The organism is Olleya sp. HaHaR_3_96 (assembly GCF_019278545.1).
Lineage (GTDB): Bacteria > Bacteroidota > Bacteroidia > Flavobacteriales > Flavobacteriaceae > Olleya.
This window is the reverse complement of record NZ_CP058987.1, coordinates 1,008,470-1,027,371: the sequence shown is the minus strand read 5'-3', so window position 1 is coordinate 1,027,371 and position 18,902 is coordinate 1,008,470. Positions and strand designations below refer to the sequence as shown.

The following is an 18,902-nucleotide window of genomic DNA, read 5'->3' as shown; positions in this document are numbered from 1 at the left end:
TTTTGATGTTGACAAATAATTAAGCTTTAAGTTATCCTATTTAATTATTTTCTAATTCTTCTAATTGGTATTCTATCACTAAATTTTCATTAAGGTATATAGCGACTTTACTATTGCTTTTTAATATTATTTTTAAGTGTATGCGTGTGTCTTGTAAGTCAATCTTATCTTCCCGATATATACGATAATCAAACGGAAATTTTTGACTAAAAAAAAGAGCTGATGTATTGGAAATAAAAACAAATTCTATTTCGTTGGTGAAAATTGGAAAATATCTGATGTCATTTTCATTCCGTAATGCATTTACATCGTTGTTTTTTTTCATGTCAATTCCTAAATCATAGTTATTCTCGTTGTTTCTAAAATTAATATGATACATTACAGGTGGGTTACCGGTTTCATTGATGACTTCTATTACGCAGAGCTCCGATGCATAACCCTCACCAAGTTTATTAGCATTAGTAACGGATATAAAAAAAGTAATAATCATTAAAAACAGTAGACTTATGGCTACTATATAACCTATTTTATGAATATTGATCTTACTTAAATAACTTACCAAACAAAAACTAACAGTAAATGCAGCAAATATTATAATTGTAGGGGGAATATATTCTGAAAAACGTATGTTATAACCCGCGCCATTTGGAGTTGCGTGACTAATAGACACATATAAAAACGAAATAAAAAAGGCTAAAAGAGCACTAATTATTAATGCTATAGACCAATGTGTAAACCGTATTAACAACCACTGAATACCAGACGTTAATAGTGTTAAAATTATCAATGCAACAATGGTCATTCTGAGATCTTCACTCATAATTTTAAAATATTTTAAACCAGTTATAAATTTATTTCCTCTGCTAAATTAAAATTTTACAATAATTTATTTCTCCCTGTTTTCCGTGAAAAATTATTTATTGTTGCTAGTAATGAATTACATTGATTTTAATTAGTATAGAATCCTATATATAAGTAGTTTAAAAATGGAAATTTTGAAAGAAAAAGAAGCACCGTTTTTTAAACAAAAAAAATCCGAAGCTTAAGTAGCTTCGGATTTATAATATAATTTTAAAAGATTATTTTATCCTTTTAAACTTGCAGATAAATACTCACGATTCATACGTGCAATATTCTCTAAAGAAATTCCTTTAGGACATTCCACCTCACAAGCTCCAGTGTTAGTACAGTTACCAAAACCTTCTTCGTCCATTTGCTTAACCATGTTTAACACACGATCTGTAGCTTCAATTTTACCTTGTGGCAATAAGGCAAATTGAGAAACTTTAGCACCAACAAATAACATTGCTGATGAGTTTTTACAAGAGGCTACACAAGCCCCACAACCAATACAAGTTGCTGCAGAAAAAGCATCATCTGCATCATGCTTATTTACTGGTATTGTATTCGCATCAATAGTATTTCCAGATGTATTTACAGAAATAAATCCTCCAGCATGTTGGATACGATCAAAAGCACCTCTGTCCACTACTAAATCTTTTACTACAGGAAAAGCGGTTGCTCTAAATGGCTCGATAGTAATTGTATCTCCATCTTTAAACATACGCATGTGTAACTGACAGGTTGTTACACCACGATCAGGTCCATGTGCTTCTCCGTTAATGTATAAAGAACACATTCCGCAAATACCCTCACGACAATCGTGATCAAAGGCTACGGGCTCTTCATCATTATTAATTAGTTGTTCGTTTAAAACATCTAACATTTCAAGGAAAGACATATCTGGTGAGATATCGGTAACTTTATAGTCTACCATTTTCCCTTTATCACTTGCGTTTTTTTGACGCCAAATCTTAAGTGTTAAATTCATCATAGCTCTCCTTATTTATAACTTCTTTGTTTTAATTCGATATCCTTAAACTCTAGTTCCTCTTTATGTAAAACAGCATCACTAGGTTCTCCTTTGTACTCCCAAGCAGATACGTATGCAAAATCTTTGTCATTACGTAATGCTTCTCCTTTTTGCTCTCCGTCTAACTCCACAGAATCCTCTCTAAAGTGACCTCCACAAGATTCTTCTCTGTTTAGTGCATCTTTAGCAAATAACTCTCCTAACTCCAAGAAGTCAGCTACACGACCAGCTTTGGCAAGCTCTTCGTTAAACTCTTCATTAGTTCCAGGCACTTTAACTTCTTTCCAGAATTGATCTCTTAATGCTTTGATTTCAGAAATTGCTTCTGTTAATCCTTTTACATTTCTAGACATCCCTACTTTGTTCCACATGATTTTCCCTAATTTCTTATGGAAATAATCTACAGAATGAGACCCTTTATTAGTTACGAAGAACTCTAGTTTCTCACGTACTTCTTTTTCAGCCTCTTCAAACTCTTTTGTGTCCGTAGAAATTGCTCCCGTACGGATATCGTTAGATAAGTAGTCACCAATAGTATACGGTAATACAAAATAACCATCCGCTAACCCTTGCATTAATGCCGAAGCACCAAGTCTGTTGGCTCCATGGTCAGAGAAGTTAGCTTCTCCAATACAGTATAAACCAGGAACAGTTGTCATTAAGTTATAATCTACCCAAACACCACCCATAGTGTAGTGTACCGCTGGATAAATCATCATTGGTGTGTTGTATGGATCTTGATCTACGATCTTCTCATACATTTGGAATAAGTTTCCGTATTTATTTTTGATGACTTCTTGTCCTAATTTTTTAACAAGGACAGCATCATTTTCGTCTAAACCTTTAACGTGAGCAGTTTCTTTACCGTAACGTTGAATTGCAGAAGCAAAATCTAAGAATACAGCTTCTCCAGTAGCATTTACTCCAAAACCAGCATCACAACGTTCTTTTGCTGCACGAGAGGCAACATCACGAGGGACTAAGTTTCCGAATGCAGGATAACGACGCTCTAGGTAGTAATCTCTATCTTCTTCAGCTAATTCTCTAGGCTTTAATGTCCCAGATTTAATAGCCTCAACATCTTTCATGTGTTTTGGTACCCAAATACGTCCATCATTACGTAAAGACTCAGACATTAACGTTAGTTTAGACTGATGATCTCCAGAAACGGGAATACATGTTGGGTGAATTTGTGTGTAACAAGGGTTAGCAAAGTAAGCCCCACGTTTGTGTGCTTTCCATGCTGCTGTTACATTACTTCCCATCGCGTTAGTTGATAAGAAAAATACGTTACCATAACCACCAGTTCCAAGAACTACAGCGTGAGCTGAATGTCTTTCAATTTCTCCAGTAATTAAGTTACGGGTTATAATACCACGCGCTTTTCCGTCAACCTTAACAACGTCTAACATTTCGTGACGGTTGTACATTTTGATTTTACCACGACCAATTTGACGGTTCATGGCAGAATACGCTCCTAATAATAATTGTTGTCCTGTTTGTCCAGCTGCGTAAAAAGTACGTGATACTAATACACCACCAAACGAACGGTTATCCAATAATCCACCATACTCACGTGCAAAAGGAACCCCTTGAGCAACGCATTGGTCAATTATATTTGCAGATACCTCAGCCAAACGGTACACGTTTGCTTCACGAGAACGGTAATCTCCTCCTTTTACAGTATCGTAAAACAATCTGTAAGTTGAGTCACCATCACCTTGGTAATTTTTTGCTGCGTTAATTCCTCCTTGTGCTGCAATTGAATGCGCACGTCTTGGAGAATCTTGAAAGCAAAATGCTTTTACATTATATCCTAGCTCTGCTAAAGTTGCAGCAGCCGATCCACCCGCTAATCCAGTACCAACCACAATAACATCAATGTTACGTTTGTTAGCAGGGTTTACTAAGTCGATATGATTTTTATAATCCGTCCACTTATCTTTAATTGGACCTTGAGGTACTTTTGAATCTAAACTCATAGTAACTATATTTTTTAGTGGTTTAAAAAGTGAAACACAGCAATAAAAATGAATCCTAATGGAATCCCGATTGCGTAAATTTTACTAAATCTTTTTAATCCTTTTGTGTATTTGTTATTTGCTCCAACCGACTGAAAAGCCGAATCAAAACCGTGTAATAAGTGTAAGGCTAAGAACACAAATGCAACCACATAAAGTATTACTCTCCATAGATCCACAAATTTGTGTTGTAGCTCTTCGTAGTATCTAAACCCGCTATCTGCGTTGTTCGGATCTACAAGACCTGACATATCACCAACAATAAACTTGGTATTTAATTCTGGAAACCAGAAATCGTAAAAGTGAAGACAAACGAATGCTAAAATAGCTAATCCGCTCCAAATCATGTTTCTGCTCATCCAAGAAGAATTTGCACCGCCATTGTTTTTGGCATAACTGATTTGTCTTGCTTTGTTGTTTTTAATTTCTAAAACAAATCCCATTACAAAGTGAAACACAACACCGAAAATCAAAACGGGTTGTAATGCATATTGCACTAACGGAAAGGTCCCCATAAAGTGAGACACCTCGTTAAAAGTCTCTGGACTAAATACCGAAAGTATGTTTATTGAAAAATGTTGAAGTAAAAAAAACATTAGAAAGAATGCCGAAAGTGCCATCGCAAACTTTCTTCCTATTGAAGAATTTAAAATTCCGCTCATTATAGTTGAAGTTAATTATTTGTCTCACAAAGATAAGCCACAAGCGATATATTAACAAATTTTAAAACCTATTTGTACTATTTAGAATGGGTTTAAGTAACTAGTGTTTACTCGACATTAACATGAATATAATTAACCCACAACTGCGATCGATCTCGGTTAGCATGCCATTGTTCTAACATAAATTGCTTATCATAAGTTAACACTTTATCAAAAACTAATGCTCCATTCAAAACAACCCTAACAGGCGCGTTTAAATCAACCATTTCTGGCGAAATAGCTATAGAAAACGCACCAATTCTAGACGTCGTCACGGTAAACTGATTAGCCTCATAATCAGTAACAATCTTACCTGATGCTCTCGGAAAATCAAATGCTTTCTGAGCCACATCCACTGTCACCACACTATCCTTTTTATCTAATTTTAACCACTTTACAATGTCAAAATTCATTGTTTTGTGCCAAGACGCTTTAGCTTTAGCCGTATCTAGCTTAGCATTACTAATCCAATCCATAGTCCCGTAAGCGTCATCATCAAACTCCCATTCCACTTTTTTTCGGAAACGGCTGTCTTTTGCGATGCAACACATCATCAAACAAAATATCGTACGCTGGCTCGGACTCTTCAAATGCCGGAAACCAATGTGGAAAACCATTATAACGATGGTCTTTATAATCGGCTTTTAAATCAGCCATTAATACATTGAGACTATCATTTGCATTGGGTGGATAATAGTAATCTTGATCCGTAGAAAAGTTAATAAAAGACCGCGACAGCACATTTTTAATAAACGTACCACCTGTAAACACTTTTGGATAGGTATTAAAACCATAAAATCCTGCAAAAGCAGTCGGCTGTTTCATTAGGTAAGAAAAAGACCCCGTCGCCCCATTAGAATGCCCTGAGACAAACACTTTGTTATCGTCAATATTTAATGCCATTTTAAGTTGCTTCACAATTTCGGGCACCATAAAAAACCCGTCATCCTTAAGCATCCAATTAAAGTCCTTATTACCTTTAGGGAATACCAAAATAACATTGTTAGCATCAGCCCTTTTAGTGTATCGTTTATTATCATACATTAAATTAAGCTTTGTTTCAAAAACAGATAACGCATTGCCCCGCACAGCGCCATGTAAATAAAACAAGACTGTATATTTTTTACTAGGTGTATATGACTTTGGCAAATGCACAAAATAAGACGTGCTTGTGGTATCATTTATTTTAAACGCAATAGAATAATCCTGTTGTTTCTTTGGCAAGTAATTATTAGACGTTTTAAGATGGTGATAGAGCTCTTCAGCCTCCAAAATAGACGTGTCTTCATTTTTTCTAGTGTTAAAAAACTCTCTTTCTTCTGCCTTCAATCGTTCAAAAAACTGTTTCCTATCATTTAAAGCAGTCTCATATAACGCCAGCCATCGACTATCTTGCATTAGATTTTTGTAGTCCTCGTCAGCATATTCGCCTAAAATATAATCCCAACCTGGAAAACCCATTTCATCTTCCACCAATTTAGCGGTGTGCTCAAGATAACTAAAAGCCTTATCAAAAGTTTTAATCTGACTCGCAACAACGCTTGCTTCATAAATAGAATAGTCCGTAATACTATCAGGAAACTTAGTAAAAGCAGTTTCATACATCTCCAAAGCTTCTACCTGAATTAAAGAATCCTTATCTACCGACAACTGATAAGCAGCCTCAACCATTGCCGTATACGACTCTTCTGGGATGACGACTTGTTTCTTACAACTTGTTGCCGTTATAAAAAGAATAAGTATAACAATAGCGAATGGTTTCATAATAGTGCTTTAATATAAAAGAGTCACACTATTTACAATTGTTACACTTTATTCATTATTCTACTTCAAATCCCTTTGAAACACCATCAATTTTAACCGTGTATTTCCCTTTAGGGATATAATAGTTATCATTTTTAGCTTTATTGATATCGATAGTGGTGTTCTCCTTCATTAAAGCCTTTCTTCCTTTTTCACTAATCGTCAAGTCGTACGTAATAAAATTAAACCCTTTATCTATAGCAACTGAAAACCCTTGTATCTCTTTATTATTTTCAGACATTATTTTAACCTCTTTTTGACCAGAAGTAGCACTAAACAATGTAATCGTTGTACTTGGCTCAAATGGTGCCATCCATTTACTCCACGAATTTCCCCAACGTTTATAATACCTAATCGCATCCAAATCAAAAATAGTCATAGCATTACTCGAAACCACTCCAAAATCAAATTCTTGTAATGGCGTAACATTGGTTTTGTAAATCCCTCTACCGTGTGTCCCTAAAAGCAAATCGTTAGTCTCCTCTTGCATTTTTATATCATGCACAGCCACTGCTGGCAAGTTTTTTGAAAACGCATGCCATGTCCCTCCGGTATCAAAACTAACATAGACCCCATTATCCGTTCCTAAATACAAGATAGTCTCTTTGACCTGATCTTCAATAATAACATTTACAGGCGACTTTGGAATATTTGAACTAATAGACGTCCATGTTTGGCCATAATCATCACTTTTATAAACATACGTTGCAAAGTCATCAAAACGGTATCCATTTAAAGTAGCATACACACGTTCCTTTTTATGCTTGGAAGCCACCACGCGCGTGACCCATAAATCCTTAGGTAAATTAGTAGAAATAACCTCCCAAGTAGCGCCTTGATTTTTAGACACGTGTATCAACCCATCGTCACTACCCACATACAACAACCCAAACTCAAACGGCGACTCGCTAATAGTCGCGATCGTACCATAAGCCACGTTACCTTGTTTTCCGCCTTGCGTTAAATCGCCACTAATGGCTTGCCAAGTATTACCCTGATCTAAAGACCGCATTAACTTATTACCTCCTAAATATAAAATATCTTGATTGTGTCGTGATAAATGGATTGGTGTTTGCCAGTTAAAACGATAGGGCTTCTCTCCTAATTCGTGTTTAGGCTGAATATAGGTTTGATCACCAGTATCACGATTTAATCTAAAATAGTTACCAAACTGATACCCTGTGTACACAATATCTGGATTACGATTATCAATCTCAATCTGCATACCATCGCCTCCCATTATACTTTTCCATGGATAATCACCACTTTGTTGCCAACTTTTATCTTCTTTAGCATCATGCGCACCAACCCAAACACCATTATCTTGCAAACCACCATACACGCGATATGGTTTTTGATTATCTATATTAATGGCATAAAATTGCCCTACTGATGGCGAGTTGTTTTTAGTCCAATTTGACCCATCATCATAAGTGATATTAACACCACCATCATTCCCATTCACTAAATGTTCAGGATTTTTTGGATTAATCCAAAGCGCATGATGGTCTGCATGCACATTTTCTGCACTAATCGATGTAAATGTTTTTCCGCCATCTTTAGATTTTAAAATAGGCACGCCGTACACATAAACAGCATTTTGATCTACTGGAGACACATGTATGTGTCCAAAATAATACCCATAACTATAATACAAATCATCTAAATAATCATCATGCGTCTTACGCCAAGTTTGTCCACCATCATTACTTTTATAAACCTCAGCACCAATCACTGGTGTGTCAAACAACATTGAATTAGCATCTTCTAAATAATGCGCCAAATCAGCCGGCTTAACATTACCGCTACGCACCATTTGTTTTACGTTAGCCGCTCTATATTTTTCTTGAAAGCCATTCATTCTTAAAAAGGCATTCAATTTTTTATCCTCTAGATCTAAAAAATCCGTAGTACTCATGGTCTTAAAATCATCCTTTTGCAACCCGTTTCTTTTGTCTTTATTTCCGCTTGACGGACGTCTAAACTGACTATCATGTATCGCATAAATAATATTATTATCGTAAACTGCCAATCCTATACGACCAACGCCACTACCTGTAGGAAACCCACTTGCTTCTGTCGACACTTTTACCCATGTATCTCCGGCATCCGTACTTTTATAAATCGCAGAGTTATTTCCGCTACCATCAAAATTCCACGCCTTTCTATCCTTAGTCCAAGACGTCGCATATAGTCTATTAAAATCGTTTGGCGCCTGTTGCATATCAATGATTCCGCTAACATCATCAATGTATAACGTTTTAACCCAAGTTTTTCCACCATCTTTAGTTTTATAAACCCCTCGGTCTTCCGATTTAGAATACAATGCACCAGTTACACCAACAGTCACTTCATTAACATTATTTGGATTAATCAAAATACGACCGATATGCTGGGAATTAGGCAAACCTACAAACTCCCAATTTTGACCATTATCATTGGATTTAAGCATCCCAATACCAGCGTAAGACGATCGCGAAGCATTATTTTCTCCTGTACCAACCCATAGCGTTCTGGTTTTCCAATCGACAGCAATAGTTCCAACATTTTGCGTTTGAGCACTATCTAAAATAGGCGTAAATGTTGTTCCGTTATTAATGGTATGCCACACCCCTCCTGATGCATAACCCACATAAAATTCGGTTGGATTATCAGGATTAACCGCCAAATCCACCACACGACCACTCATAACAGTAGGCCCGATATTTGTAAAGGGTATATTTTTTACTATCGCGTTAGCTTGTAGGTCTGCTTTTTCTGTTAATAAGGATTGTTGCGCACTAACGGAGCACACAATAAAAAGGGATAAAATAAATCTAAAATTCATGGTTGTCATTTATAAGTTTTCAAGATACTGATAAAAGTAAAAAGGACAAAGTTAATTAGTTAAACAGGGGCACATTTTAAGACGCTTTTATAAGTTATGTATTTTAAAGTTCTTATTTTTGAAGTAGAATTTCAACTCTAATAAAATTCCCACTTTTCTGAAAAAAAAAACTCAGTACCATTTGTGGAAATACAAAAACATATTTTTCCTATGAAATACCACCAAATAGACGCAGCACTTTTTGTTAAAAATCGTAAAAATTTTGCGGCTCAAATGAAACCAAAAAGCATTGCTTTTTTTAACTCTAACGATATTTACCCTATTAGCGCCGATAGCACATTACCTTTCCAACAACACAGAGATATCTTTTATTTAAGTGGTGTTGACCAAGAAGAAAGCATTTTAGTGTTATTCCCTGATTGCCCCAATCCTAAAAATCGCGAAGTTTTATTTTTAAAAGAAACCAATGCACATATTGCCGTTTGGGAAGGTGAAAAACTTACTAAAGCAGCTGCTTTAACCACTAGCGGGATCAAAACCGTATACTGGTTACAAGATTTAGAAAAAGTTGTGTTTGAAATGATGACACAAGCCGAAACCGTTTACATCAACACCAACGAGCATTATAGAGCTAATGTCGAGACAGAAACTAGAGAAGACCGCTTTACAAAATGGATAAAAGACAAATATCCTGCGCATCGTGTTGCTAAAAGCAATCCTATATTACAACGTTTACGTTCTGTAAAAGATCAAATAGAATTAGATCTAATCCAAAAAGCGTGTGATATTACAGAAAAAGGATTTAGACGCGTTTTAGGCTTTACAAAACCCGGCGTTATGGAATATAACATTGAAGCCGAATTTATGCACGAGTTTTTAAACAACCGTTCTAAAGGTTTTGCCTATACACCAATCGTGGGGTCCGGAAACAACGCTAACGTACTACATTACATAGAAAATAACCAAGACTGTAAGGCTGGTGATTTAATTTTAATTGACGCTGGTGCGGAATATGCTAATTACGCTAGCGATATGACCCGTACTATCCCTGTCTCTGGTAGATATAACGACAGACAAAAAGCCGTTTACAATGCGGTTTTAAGAGTAAAGAATGAAGCGACTAAACTATTAGTTCCTGGAACCATTTGGGCAGACTACCATATTGAAGTTGGTAAATTAATGACCAGCGAATTACTAGGTCTTGGTTTAATAGACAAAGCAGACGTTGCTAACGAAAACCCAGATTGGCCAGCTTATAAAAAATACTTTATGCACGGGACGTCTCACCACATGGGATTAGACACACATGATTACGGTATTTTAACCGAGCCAATGCAAGCCAACAATGTGTTTACTGTAGAACCAGGAATTTATATCCCTGAGGAAGGTTTTGGTATTAGACTAGAAGACGATGTGGTTATCCAAAAATCTGGAGCACCATTTAATTTAATGCGCAACATCCCAATCGAAATTGAGGAAATTGAGAGCTTAATGAATAAATAAAATTACATACTAACACAAAAGAAAGCGAGCACATAGCTCGTTTTTTTTATGCCCTCAATATTACGTTTAAAAGTAAACACGACCTCAAAATAGTATAAGAAATAGATTGCGACACTCGAAAAAAACACATTTAACAATAACAACTCGAATTTAGCCAGAATACAATTTTATTCTTAATCACATATAGCAAAGACCATCATAGCACATTTCTATTCAGCTTTTGTTTATATAATCACGTGCTACTCCTATGTTTGTAAAGGAAGTTAATTCATATATAAATTTAGCAAGAATAAAGTGAAAAAAGTGAGAGTACGCACGCAACTAAATAACTCTAAAAGTATATTGTTGGTTAGAAATCACCTCACTTTTTTTATATCTTTTAGAGTTTGAACAGAATGTAAGGAATAATTATAAATAGTTATATCCAGAATATCCACTAGGAGAAAAAACGAGGAAAGATACTCACTTTATATGCTATTAAAAACCATGTAAAATGAAACAAATCTTAAAACAAGTCTTGGGTATTGACGTAGCTCAAAAAGAACTAGTAGTAACTCTAGGAAAAATGTATAATGATTTCACGTTAGATCTTTATGCTTACAAAGTCTTTAAAAATAATAAAATAGGTTTTGCTGCCTTACTCAAATGGCTAGATCCAATTATAAATAAAGAGATAAAGCTACAGTTTGTAATGGAAGCAACAGGTGTTTATCATCAAAAATTCGCGTATTATTTAGATAAAAAAAAATGTAATTTAACTATCGTATTACCAAATAAGATTAGTAATTATATGAGAACTCTTAATGTAAGAACCATTACTGACAAAACAGCATCACAAGCCATTTGTCAATTTGGTTTAGAACGAAAATTAGAGTGTTGGACGAAACCAAAAAAAGTATACAAAGAGCTACAGCAACTTACCAGAGAGCGAAGCCAAATAGTAGATGAACGCGTAATTGTGAAGAACCAACTGCATGCAGAAAAAACTGAAGCAGAACCTAATAAAAGTAGTTTAAAGCGTTTAAAAACTAGAATTGAATTTCTTAACCAACAAGAAAAGGAGATTAAGATAGAAATTCAAAATATAGTAAATAAGGATACTCAATTAAAAAAAGAATTAAAAAATATTTGCACAATTCCTGGTGTAGGGATGCTAACAGCGGTAATTGTTATAGCAGAAACAAATGGATTTGAACTGATTAGAAATAAAAAACAAATCACCAGTTATGCAGGTTTAGATATAAAAGAAAAACAATCTGGAACATCTATAAGGTCTAAAACAAGGATATCAAAAAAAGGAAATCGTAATTTGAGAAAAGCGATGCATTTACCATCATTATCTGCAGTAAAATATAATAAAACCCATAAAGAATTATATTTGAGATTAACGGCTAAAAGTGGTGTGAAAATGAAAGGACTGATTGCTGTTCAAAGAAAATTATTAGAATTAATTTACGTCGTTTATAAAAATAAAGAAGGTTTTATTCAAAATTATGAGCAACAAAAAAGAGCAACTCTATTAGAAATAGAAACTGCCCTTTAGAAACTAGCTCGAAGCCGTTTTGAAAAATAAAAATATAAAAAAAATATGAATTTTTTGTTGTAAATTAACACAGAATCTAACCACGTATTAAAAATCAAACCAACACATAAAATAAATGATTATCTTAGCCTAATATTTACTATCAATAACCAATAACAACATAAAACGTTTCACAAATGGAAAAAACGACCATCGTAATCATAGCCGTTCTTATTTTCTGCGTATTTACATTTCTTTTCTGGAAGCTAACTAGCGGGGATATCAAAAAAGAATACAGCACCAAACTATGGAAACTCGGATCTACAAGACTAGCCTATTGGGAAGGTACTGTATTGTACAGCATGGGGCTGACTTGCATTACGCTGTTTATTTTAAACTGGGCCTCAATTTTAACATTCTAAACAACAACAATTAGGCTACACCCCTCTAATTGAATCAAAAACAATAGCCTTTTTTTCTACTAAAAAAAGCTGTTTTAATAACATTTTTTAATCCTATTTTTACACGTATTACTTTCAAACCAAAATCAAACCAAATTATTATGTTTACTCCCTCAAAAATACAACGCTACTTTTTGTACTGTTTTATAGTCATGACTTCGGCAGCTTGCTCAAAAGATTCCGATGATAGCCCAACAACACCTAACGAACCAGACAGCAACACAAACACAAACTGTACAGATGTTGCTAATTATATTTTTAACGAACAAAACGCTTTACTTTTAGTCGAGTGTGAAAACACTGTATTTGCGTCTACTTGGGCGTTAATTAATGACACCTCTAACGCAACAGGAACAGGCTACCTAATTAACGAAGCACAAAACAACGCACCTGGTAGTAATTTATCGACTTATCAATTACAAATCAACACCGTAGGAACTTACAGATTTATCTGGAGATCTGCTGTAAAAGAAGGCACCAACTCAACTGAAGCTAATGACACTTGGTTAAGATTTGCCGATGCCAGCGATTTTTACGGATTAAAATCAAGTACAGACCATATTGTTTATCCTAATGGCGTAGGAAAAACACCAATTCCAAATGGATCGTCTTCCGATGGTTGGTTTAAAATATATCGTAGTGGTAACGATTTAGATTTTAAATGGCAAGCTAAAACCTCTGATAACGATTCCCATGACATTTATGTTCAATTTGATACGCCAGGTATCTACACAATGGAAATTTCTGGACGTTCAAAAGGGCATGCTATCGATAAATTTTTACTGTTTCAGCCTACATTATACACAGAAAACGAAGCGACAGCACTTGACACGTTTAGCGCAATTACATGTCAGTAGTTAATTAACGGCAATCAACAATATTACAACGATCTATTTCAAACAAAAAAAGCGAGCTAAACAGCTCGCTTTTTTCTCTCTAACTAACTAAACATCACAATTAGCATATGTATTAATATGCATTGTGCCATGCGTTTTAAACTGTGTGTGCCAACTAAAGGCCTCTTTAAGTATGTGTGGCGTTTGTCCGCCCAAACGATAAGCATTATCAAAATAACTTAATAATTGCGCTCTGTATTCTGGATGCACACAATTATTAATAATCAGCTTTGCGCGCTCGATAGGTGCCAAACCTCTAACATCTGCTAATCCTTGCTCCGTGACTAAAACATCCACGTCATGCTCCGTATGATCTGTATGCGACACCATAGGCACAATATGAGAAATACTACCGCCTTTAGACATAGAAGGACACGCAAAGATGCTTAAGTACCCGTTTCTGGCAAAATCACCAGAACCGCCAATCCCATTCATCATTTTTGTTCCGGTAATATGTGTCGAATTTACGTTTCCGTAGATATCAAACTCAATTGCCGTATTAATTCCAATAATTCCTAAACGACTAATGACCTCAGCTGCATTGCTAATATTCTGCGGACGCAATACCAACTTACTTTTATATTTTTCGAAGTCCTTAAATATTTTATCAGAACATTTTTGTGTCACGGTAATGGAAGATGCCGAAGCAAACAGTAATTTTCCTGAATCAAAAAGATCAAACGTGCTATCTTGAAGCACTTCAGAATACATCGTTAGATTTTTAAAGCGACTAGTTGCAAAACCAGCCAAAATAGCATTTGCTGTTTTACCAATACCAGCTTGTAATGGCAACAACGATTCTGTCAAACGGCCTTCGTCCACCTCTTTACCTAAAAACTCAAGAATATGATTTGAAATGGCTTTTGTTTTGTCATCAGGATCAGAAATAACAGCAGGCGCATCCGGCTTATTAGTATACACAATAGCCACCACTTTACTAGGGTCTATTTTAATAAACGGATCTCCAATTCTGGTCTCCGACGTAAGCACCGGAATAATGTCTCGGTTGGGTTGTTTTTTTAACACCTTAATATCATGTAACCCTAAAAAACTTATTGGGAAACTCCTATTAATTTCAATAATAATCTTATCTGCCTTATCTGCAAATATAGGGGAATTCCCAACTGATGTCGTTGGCACAATATAGCCGTCTTTAGTTATCGAAACCGCCTCAATAATAGCCACATCTATTTTAAACGCATCTATTTTTTGAAGCATATCAGCGGTCTGTCCCAAATGCTGATCTACATATAGGACATCATGATTATTAATATGTTTTCTTAAAGTCGCATCTGCTTGAAACGGCATGCGTTTATGTAAAGCACCATATTTAGCCAAATCAGCGTCCGTATCATAACCCAATGACGCACCACTTAATAGCGTCACTTTTAAATCCTCATACTTTGCTCTTTGCGCTACCATAGGTAAAACAGCTTTACTATCTCCTGCCTTTGTAAATCCACTAACGCCTAAAACAGCATGATTTTCAATTAATGAAGCAGCATCTTCTGCCGATTGCACTTTATCTATATAAGGGGCGTATTGTATTCTCTCCATGATATGACTATTTTATAATTTTAGGGTTAAAAAATTTAGTATTTAATTAAAAATAGCGGTCCTATTGCTTATTTAATAAAATACAGTGGCAATTTATGCAAGATATTTAGTGTCTTTTTATTAAAAAAAGACAATGTTTTATTAATTTAGTGCATTATAACTAATCACAGCCCTTATCCATGGACAATAAGTACTATTTAACAGAAGTTGATAAAATTCCGAAAAGCATATTTTGTTATCATAATGCCATGGGTAAATCTTTTATAGAACCCCATAGTCACGACAAAGGTCAATTTTTATATACCGAAGGTGGTGTTGTCCATGTCAAAACCAATACCAGAATGTATTATTTACCGGCAAGACATTATATGTGGATTCCATCAGGAGTAAAACATGCTATTTACCCAAGTTCGCCAAAAGTAATTATGCGAAACTTATATTTTCCTATAAAAGCTAAGGCTACCGAGTTTTATAAAACAGAAGGCATCTACCATATCAATACCCTATTAATGGAGCTATTACTATTCACTAAAAACTGGAATGGTGATATTAACAAATCTCAAAAAAACAAATACCCTATTGTACATGCCTTTAAAACACTTTTAGAGCAAAGCGTGTCACAATCGCTTGCTTTAGAATTACCACATCCTACGGATAGCAGATTAATAAGCATTACTAACTACCTGTCTGATAAAATTGACCAAGAACATCTACTACCAAAACTAGCGTCCAACTTTAGCATGACAGACAAGTCCTTATACCGACTATTTAAAAAAGATTTAGGGATGTCTTTTATTAAGTATTACACCCAACTAAGAATATTTAAATCTTTAGAATATTTAGCAAACTCTGATTATAACATTTCTCAAATCGCCAATATGGTTGGCTATAGTAGTCTCCCAACCTTTAGTAACACGTTTAGTAAGGTTATGGGCAAACGCCCTTCTGAATACAGAAAATCTAACGAGATTTATCTAGACTAGTAACCAATTACAAAAAGACCACCCGATCATATTATAAAAAACATGTAATTTCGCGCAGACGCAACCCGTCGCCATACAAACCATACAATCAAAAACCAAAACAATACTATGACCTTTAAAACTGTACAAAACACAATATTATGTGCCCTTTTCACACTAGTATGTGCTTGCCAACAAACCAATACCAATACACAAAAAAACGACAATACCCGCGTAAAAGACTCCCTGACCACACTTCTTTCCAAAAAAGACTCTGTAATACATGTCTTATCTAACCAGCTTATAAGTCAAACAAGGCTATTAGAAGATACTAAGTCTAAGATACCAACAGACTGTGTTAAAATGGAATATATCAATTTCCTTTTTACAGATTCTCCCTTTCTATTGCATAAAGACCAACTAGTTAAAACGATTATAGACGAACTGCAACTAGACCGAAACAATATTATGACACAGGTTTGGGAATACAGTTTTCCGTATACCTCAAAGGACAACACTAATTACGTACAATCCAAAATAGGTATGATCAATCACCTTTGGAATACCGTGGACCGCAGTACAGAAAGCATAAACACATTGTTAACAGACAACGACAAACTTAAAATATATGACCTATTTAAACATAACACCATATATAAAGACTCTGGGATAGCAGCTATTGTCAAAGGGCTAATAACAGCATATAATGAAATAGAAAATAACGAAAACGCTCAGTACCATTTTAATACATTAAAATCAAGGTTATACGATACGACTGACGATTATAGTCAACTAGAAGAAACCGAACGCATCGCAAATGAAGACTTAGCAAGTGCTACCGTAACCGACATTTTATCCGATGAAAACTATACCACTTACCCAGAAAGTTATTCTTATATTGGAAACAGAGTGTTTTATGTCTATTCTTTTTGGGCTAGAAGACAAACCGAAGGAAACCAAGATGTAGTCTATCTGTTATTAAAGCAATTGGACAACACCCTCGCCCCGAATGACGAGGAACACTAACATGACAAAAAATAGATTATAAAAAAACACAAGCCTCGGTTTGTGTTTTTTTATGCCTTTAATTTACCATAATGAGGAATCCCGTAATACCCCACAAATTAAAAACCCTAACTTGGAGCCGCTAGTCATCGTCTAAAAAATACGTAGTTCTACGTATTGTGAGATTGTATAACTAGTTGTAGCTTAGCTTCTCAAAACTGAAGCTAGTAACAAAAGTGCGGCTATCCCTTTATTTTTGGGCTATTGAGTGCTTTAGTTGGTATATGACTAGTTAGGTGTAATTAAAAAAAACGCTATAAATATGAATGGAAAAGGATTAAATGACAACCTACATCGATTTTTAAGACATTTAGATTCTATTAAAGATACTTTACCAATGACAATGCTTTTACTTGATCCTTATCAAAAAAAAGCAATAGAAAAGTTTCAGAATTTTCTAAAAAATAATGTTAATGAATTTGAAGACGAAGATGGAAAGAAATCAATATCTATAAAACATGAAGAATCGAAGATATTTGAAACTTTATCAAAGAATTTTGAAATTTCAGAACTTGCATCTAAAATTATACCCGAAAGTTTGTTTGTCTCTTTAATATCTCAATATGATGCATTCTTAAATAAACTATTGAGAGAATTATTTAAAATTAGACCTGAATATATCAATCAATCAGAAAGAGAATTAACGTTTTCTGAATTAGTGAAATTTGAATCTATTGAAGATGCTAAAGAATATATTATCGAAAAAGAAATTGAAAGCATTTTAAGAAAAAATCATATTGAACAATTTGATTATCTTGAAAAAAAAATAAATATCCCTTTAAGAAAAAATCTTCCAGTTTGGTCAACATTTATAGAAATAACTCAAAGAAGAAATCTGTTTGTTCATTGTGACGGAATTGTGTCAAGCCAATACTTAAAGGTTTGTAGGGACAATAACTGCGAAATTGGAGAAGCAAAATTAAATGAAAGGTTAGACACAAAAATCGAATATTTTATTTCTGCTTATAAATGTTTATATGAATTGGCAACAAAGTTGACACATACTATTTGGAGAAAATTATTACCAGATGATATTAAAAATGCGGATAGAAGTCTAAATGATACTTGTTTTGATTTATTAAGTTCTGAACATTTTAAATTAGCCGATATTTTATTGGAGTTTGGTTGCAATCAAAAAAATCACTTTAATGATTCATTAAAAAATGTCTTTGTTATTAATCAATCTCTATCAAAGTACTTACAAAACGAAAAGGAAAAAGCAAAATTAATTATTGGTTCGATGGATTGGAGCGCAAGTAGTGATGATTTCAAATTAGCACATTTGGTGTTAACAGAAGATTTCGAAAACTGCTATAAATTAATGTCTAAAATTGGCAAAAATGGAGAAGTAGACAAAGAAAATTATAAAACTTGGCCATTATTCTCTGAATTACGAAAAGAATCTAAATTTAAGGAAACATACAAAATAATTTTTGAAGAGGAATATACAGTATTAGAGATACCAAAAAGACCTGTGCAAGAATTAATAGAAGAATTGACAAGTAAAAATCCTGAATTGAAAAATAAAACTGTAAAAAAGGAATTGTCTGAAAAACAAATCCGAGAAAAGAAAGAAATAAGTTAGTGAAATAACTATGCACAATCAAGTAGACGGCTTCGACTAATATAGTCGGAGTGCGCCTCTCACACCACCGTACGTAAGCAACTACATTGCCTACAGATAAAATCTCACGGCTTTTCACCCTTGCAA

At 34.5% G+C, this 18,902-nt stretch carries 14 protein-coding genes; 6 read left to right on the top strand and 8 right to left on the bottom strand.

Translation table 11 applies throughout. The features are described 5' to 3' along the window. Window positions 1-40: 40 nt before the first annotated feature. The 7 genes from H0I26_RS04385 to H0I26_RS04355 all read right to left on the bottom strand — a co-directional run bounded on the left by H0I26_RS04385 (window position 41) and on the right by H0I26_RS04355 (window position 9,225). Complete coding sequence (locus H0I26_RS04385; RefSeq protein WP_218701181.1) at window positions 41-820, bottom strand: hypothetical protein; 780 nt, start codon at window positions 818-820, stop codon at window positions 41-43. Window positions 821-1,084: 264 nt separating this feature from the next. Then, window positions 1,085-1,831, bottom strand: a complete 747-nt coding sequence (locus H0I26_RS04380) for a succinate dehydrogenase/fumarate reductase iron-sulfur subunit (protein WP_218702035.1) — start codon at window positions 1,829-1,831, stop codon at window positions 1,085-1,087. An 11-nt stretch (window positions 1,832-1,842) separates the two neighbouring features. Next, window positions 1,843-3,855, bottom strand: a complete 2,013-nt coding sequence (locus H0I26_RS04375; protein ID WP_218701180.1) for a fumarate reductase/succinate dehydrogenase flavoprotein subunit — start codon at window positions 3,853-3,855, stop codon at window positions 1,843-1,845. A 14-nt stretch (window positions 3,856-3,869) separates the two neighbouring features. Then, the gene (locus tag H0I26_RS04370; protein WP_218701179.1) at window positions 3,870-4,556 is read right to left on the bottom strand and encodes a succinate dehydrogenase cytochrome b subunit; all 687 of its coding nucleotides are present in this window, start codon (window positions 4,554-4,556) and stop codon (window positions 3,870-3,872) included. 107 nt (window positions 4,557-4,663) lie between these two features. Beyond that, window positions 4,664-5,107 (bottom strand): hypothetical protein, encoded by a 444-nt coding sequence (locus H0I26_RS04365; protein WP_218701178.1) that lies wholly within the window; start codon window positions 5,105-5,107, stop codon window positions 4,664-4,666. Continuing rightward, window positions 5,091-6,359, bottom strand: coding sequence for an alpha/beta hydrolase-fold protein (locus H0I26_RS04360; protein ID WP_218701177.1), 1,269 nt, complete (start codon window positions 6,357-6,359; stop codon window positions 5,091-5,093). The genes H0I26_RS04365 and H0I26_RS04360 overlap by 17 nt, the downstream gene beginning before the upstream one ends. A 55-nt stretch (window positions 6,360-6,414) precedes the next feature. Further along, window positions 6,415-9,225 carry a glycosyl hydrolase gene (locus H0I26_RS04355; protein WP_218701176.1) on the bottom strand — a complete coding sequence of 937 codons (2,811 nt, stop codon included), beginning with the start codon at window positions 9,223-9,225 and terminating at the stop codon, window positions 6,415-6,417. A gap of 210 nt (window positions 9,226-9,435) precedes the next feature. On the opposite strand from H0I26_RS04355, the gene H0I26_RS04350 reads away from it, so the two are divergent. The 3 genes from H0I26_RS04350 to H0I26_RS04340 all read left to right on the top strand — a co-directional run bounded on the left by H0I26_RS04350 (window position 9,436) and on the right by H0I26_RS04340 (window position 13,568). After that, on the top strand, window positions 9,436-10,728 hold the full coding sequence (locus H0I26_RS04350) for an aminopeptidase P family protein (protein WP_218701175.1): 1,293 nt from the start codon (window positions 9,436-9,438) through the stop codon (window positions 10,726-10,728). A 493-nt stretch (window positions 10,729-11,221) separates the two neighbouring features. Continuing rightward, on the top strand, window positions 11,222-12,271 hold the full coding sequence (locus H0I26_RS04345; RefSeq protein ID WP_218700320.1) for an IS110 family transposase: 1,050 nt from the start codon (window positions 11,222-11,224) through the stop codon (window positions 12,269-12,271). A 541-nt stretch (window positions 12,272-12,812) separates the two neighbouring features. After that, a complete protein-coding gene (locus tag H0I26_RS04340; RefSeq protein ID WP_218701174.1) occupies window positions 12,813-13,568 on the top strand; it encodes a hypothetical protein in 756 nt (251 codons plus the stop codon). 87 nt (window positions 13,569-13,655) lie between these two features. Here the strand turns inward: H0I26_RS04340 and H0I26_RS04335 are convergent, their stop codons facing one another. Next, a complete protein-coding gene (locus H0I26_RS04335) occupies window positions 13,656-15,164 on the bottom strand; it encodes a succinate CoA transferase (protein WP_218701173.1) in 1,509 nt (502 codons plus the stop codon). A gap of 179 nt (window positions 15,165-15,343) precedes the next feature. Here H0I26_RS04335 and H0I26_RS04330 point away from each other — a divergent pair, with 179 nt between their 5' ends. The 3 genes from H0I26_RS04330 (at window position 15,344) to H0I26_RS04320 (ending at window position 18,776) form a co-directional block, all read left to right on the top strand. After that, the gene (locus H0I26_RS04330; protein WP_218701172.1) at window positions 15,344-16,147 is read left to right on the top strand and encodes an AraC family transcriptional regulator; all 804 of its coding nucleotides are present in this window, start codon (window positions 15,344-15,346) and stop codon (window positions 16,145-16,147) included. Window positions 16,148-16,255: 108 nt separating this feature from the next. Continuing rightward, a complete protein-coding gene (locus H0I26_RS04325; protein ID WP_218701171.1) occupies window positions 16,256-17,152 on the top strand; it encodes a hypothetical protein in 897 nt (298 codons plus the stop codon). Window positions 17,153-17,453: 301 nt separating this feature from the next. Further along, entirely contained in the window at window positions 17,454-18,776 is a 1,323-nt protein-coding gene (locus tag H0I26_RS04320) for a hypothetical protein (RefSeq protein WP_218701170.1), read from the top strand. Window positions 18,777-18,902: the final 126 nt, after the last annotated feature.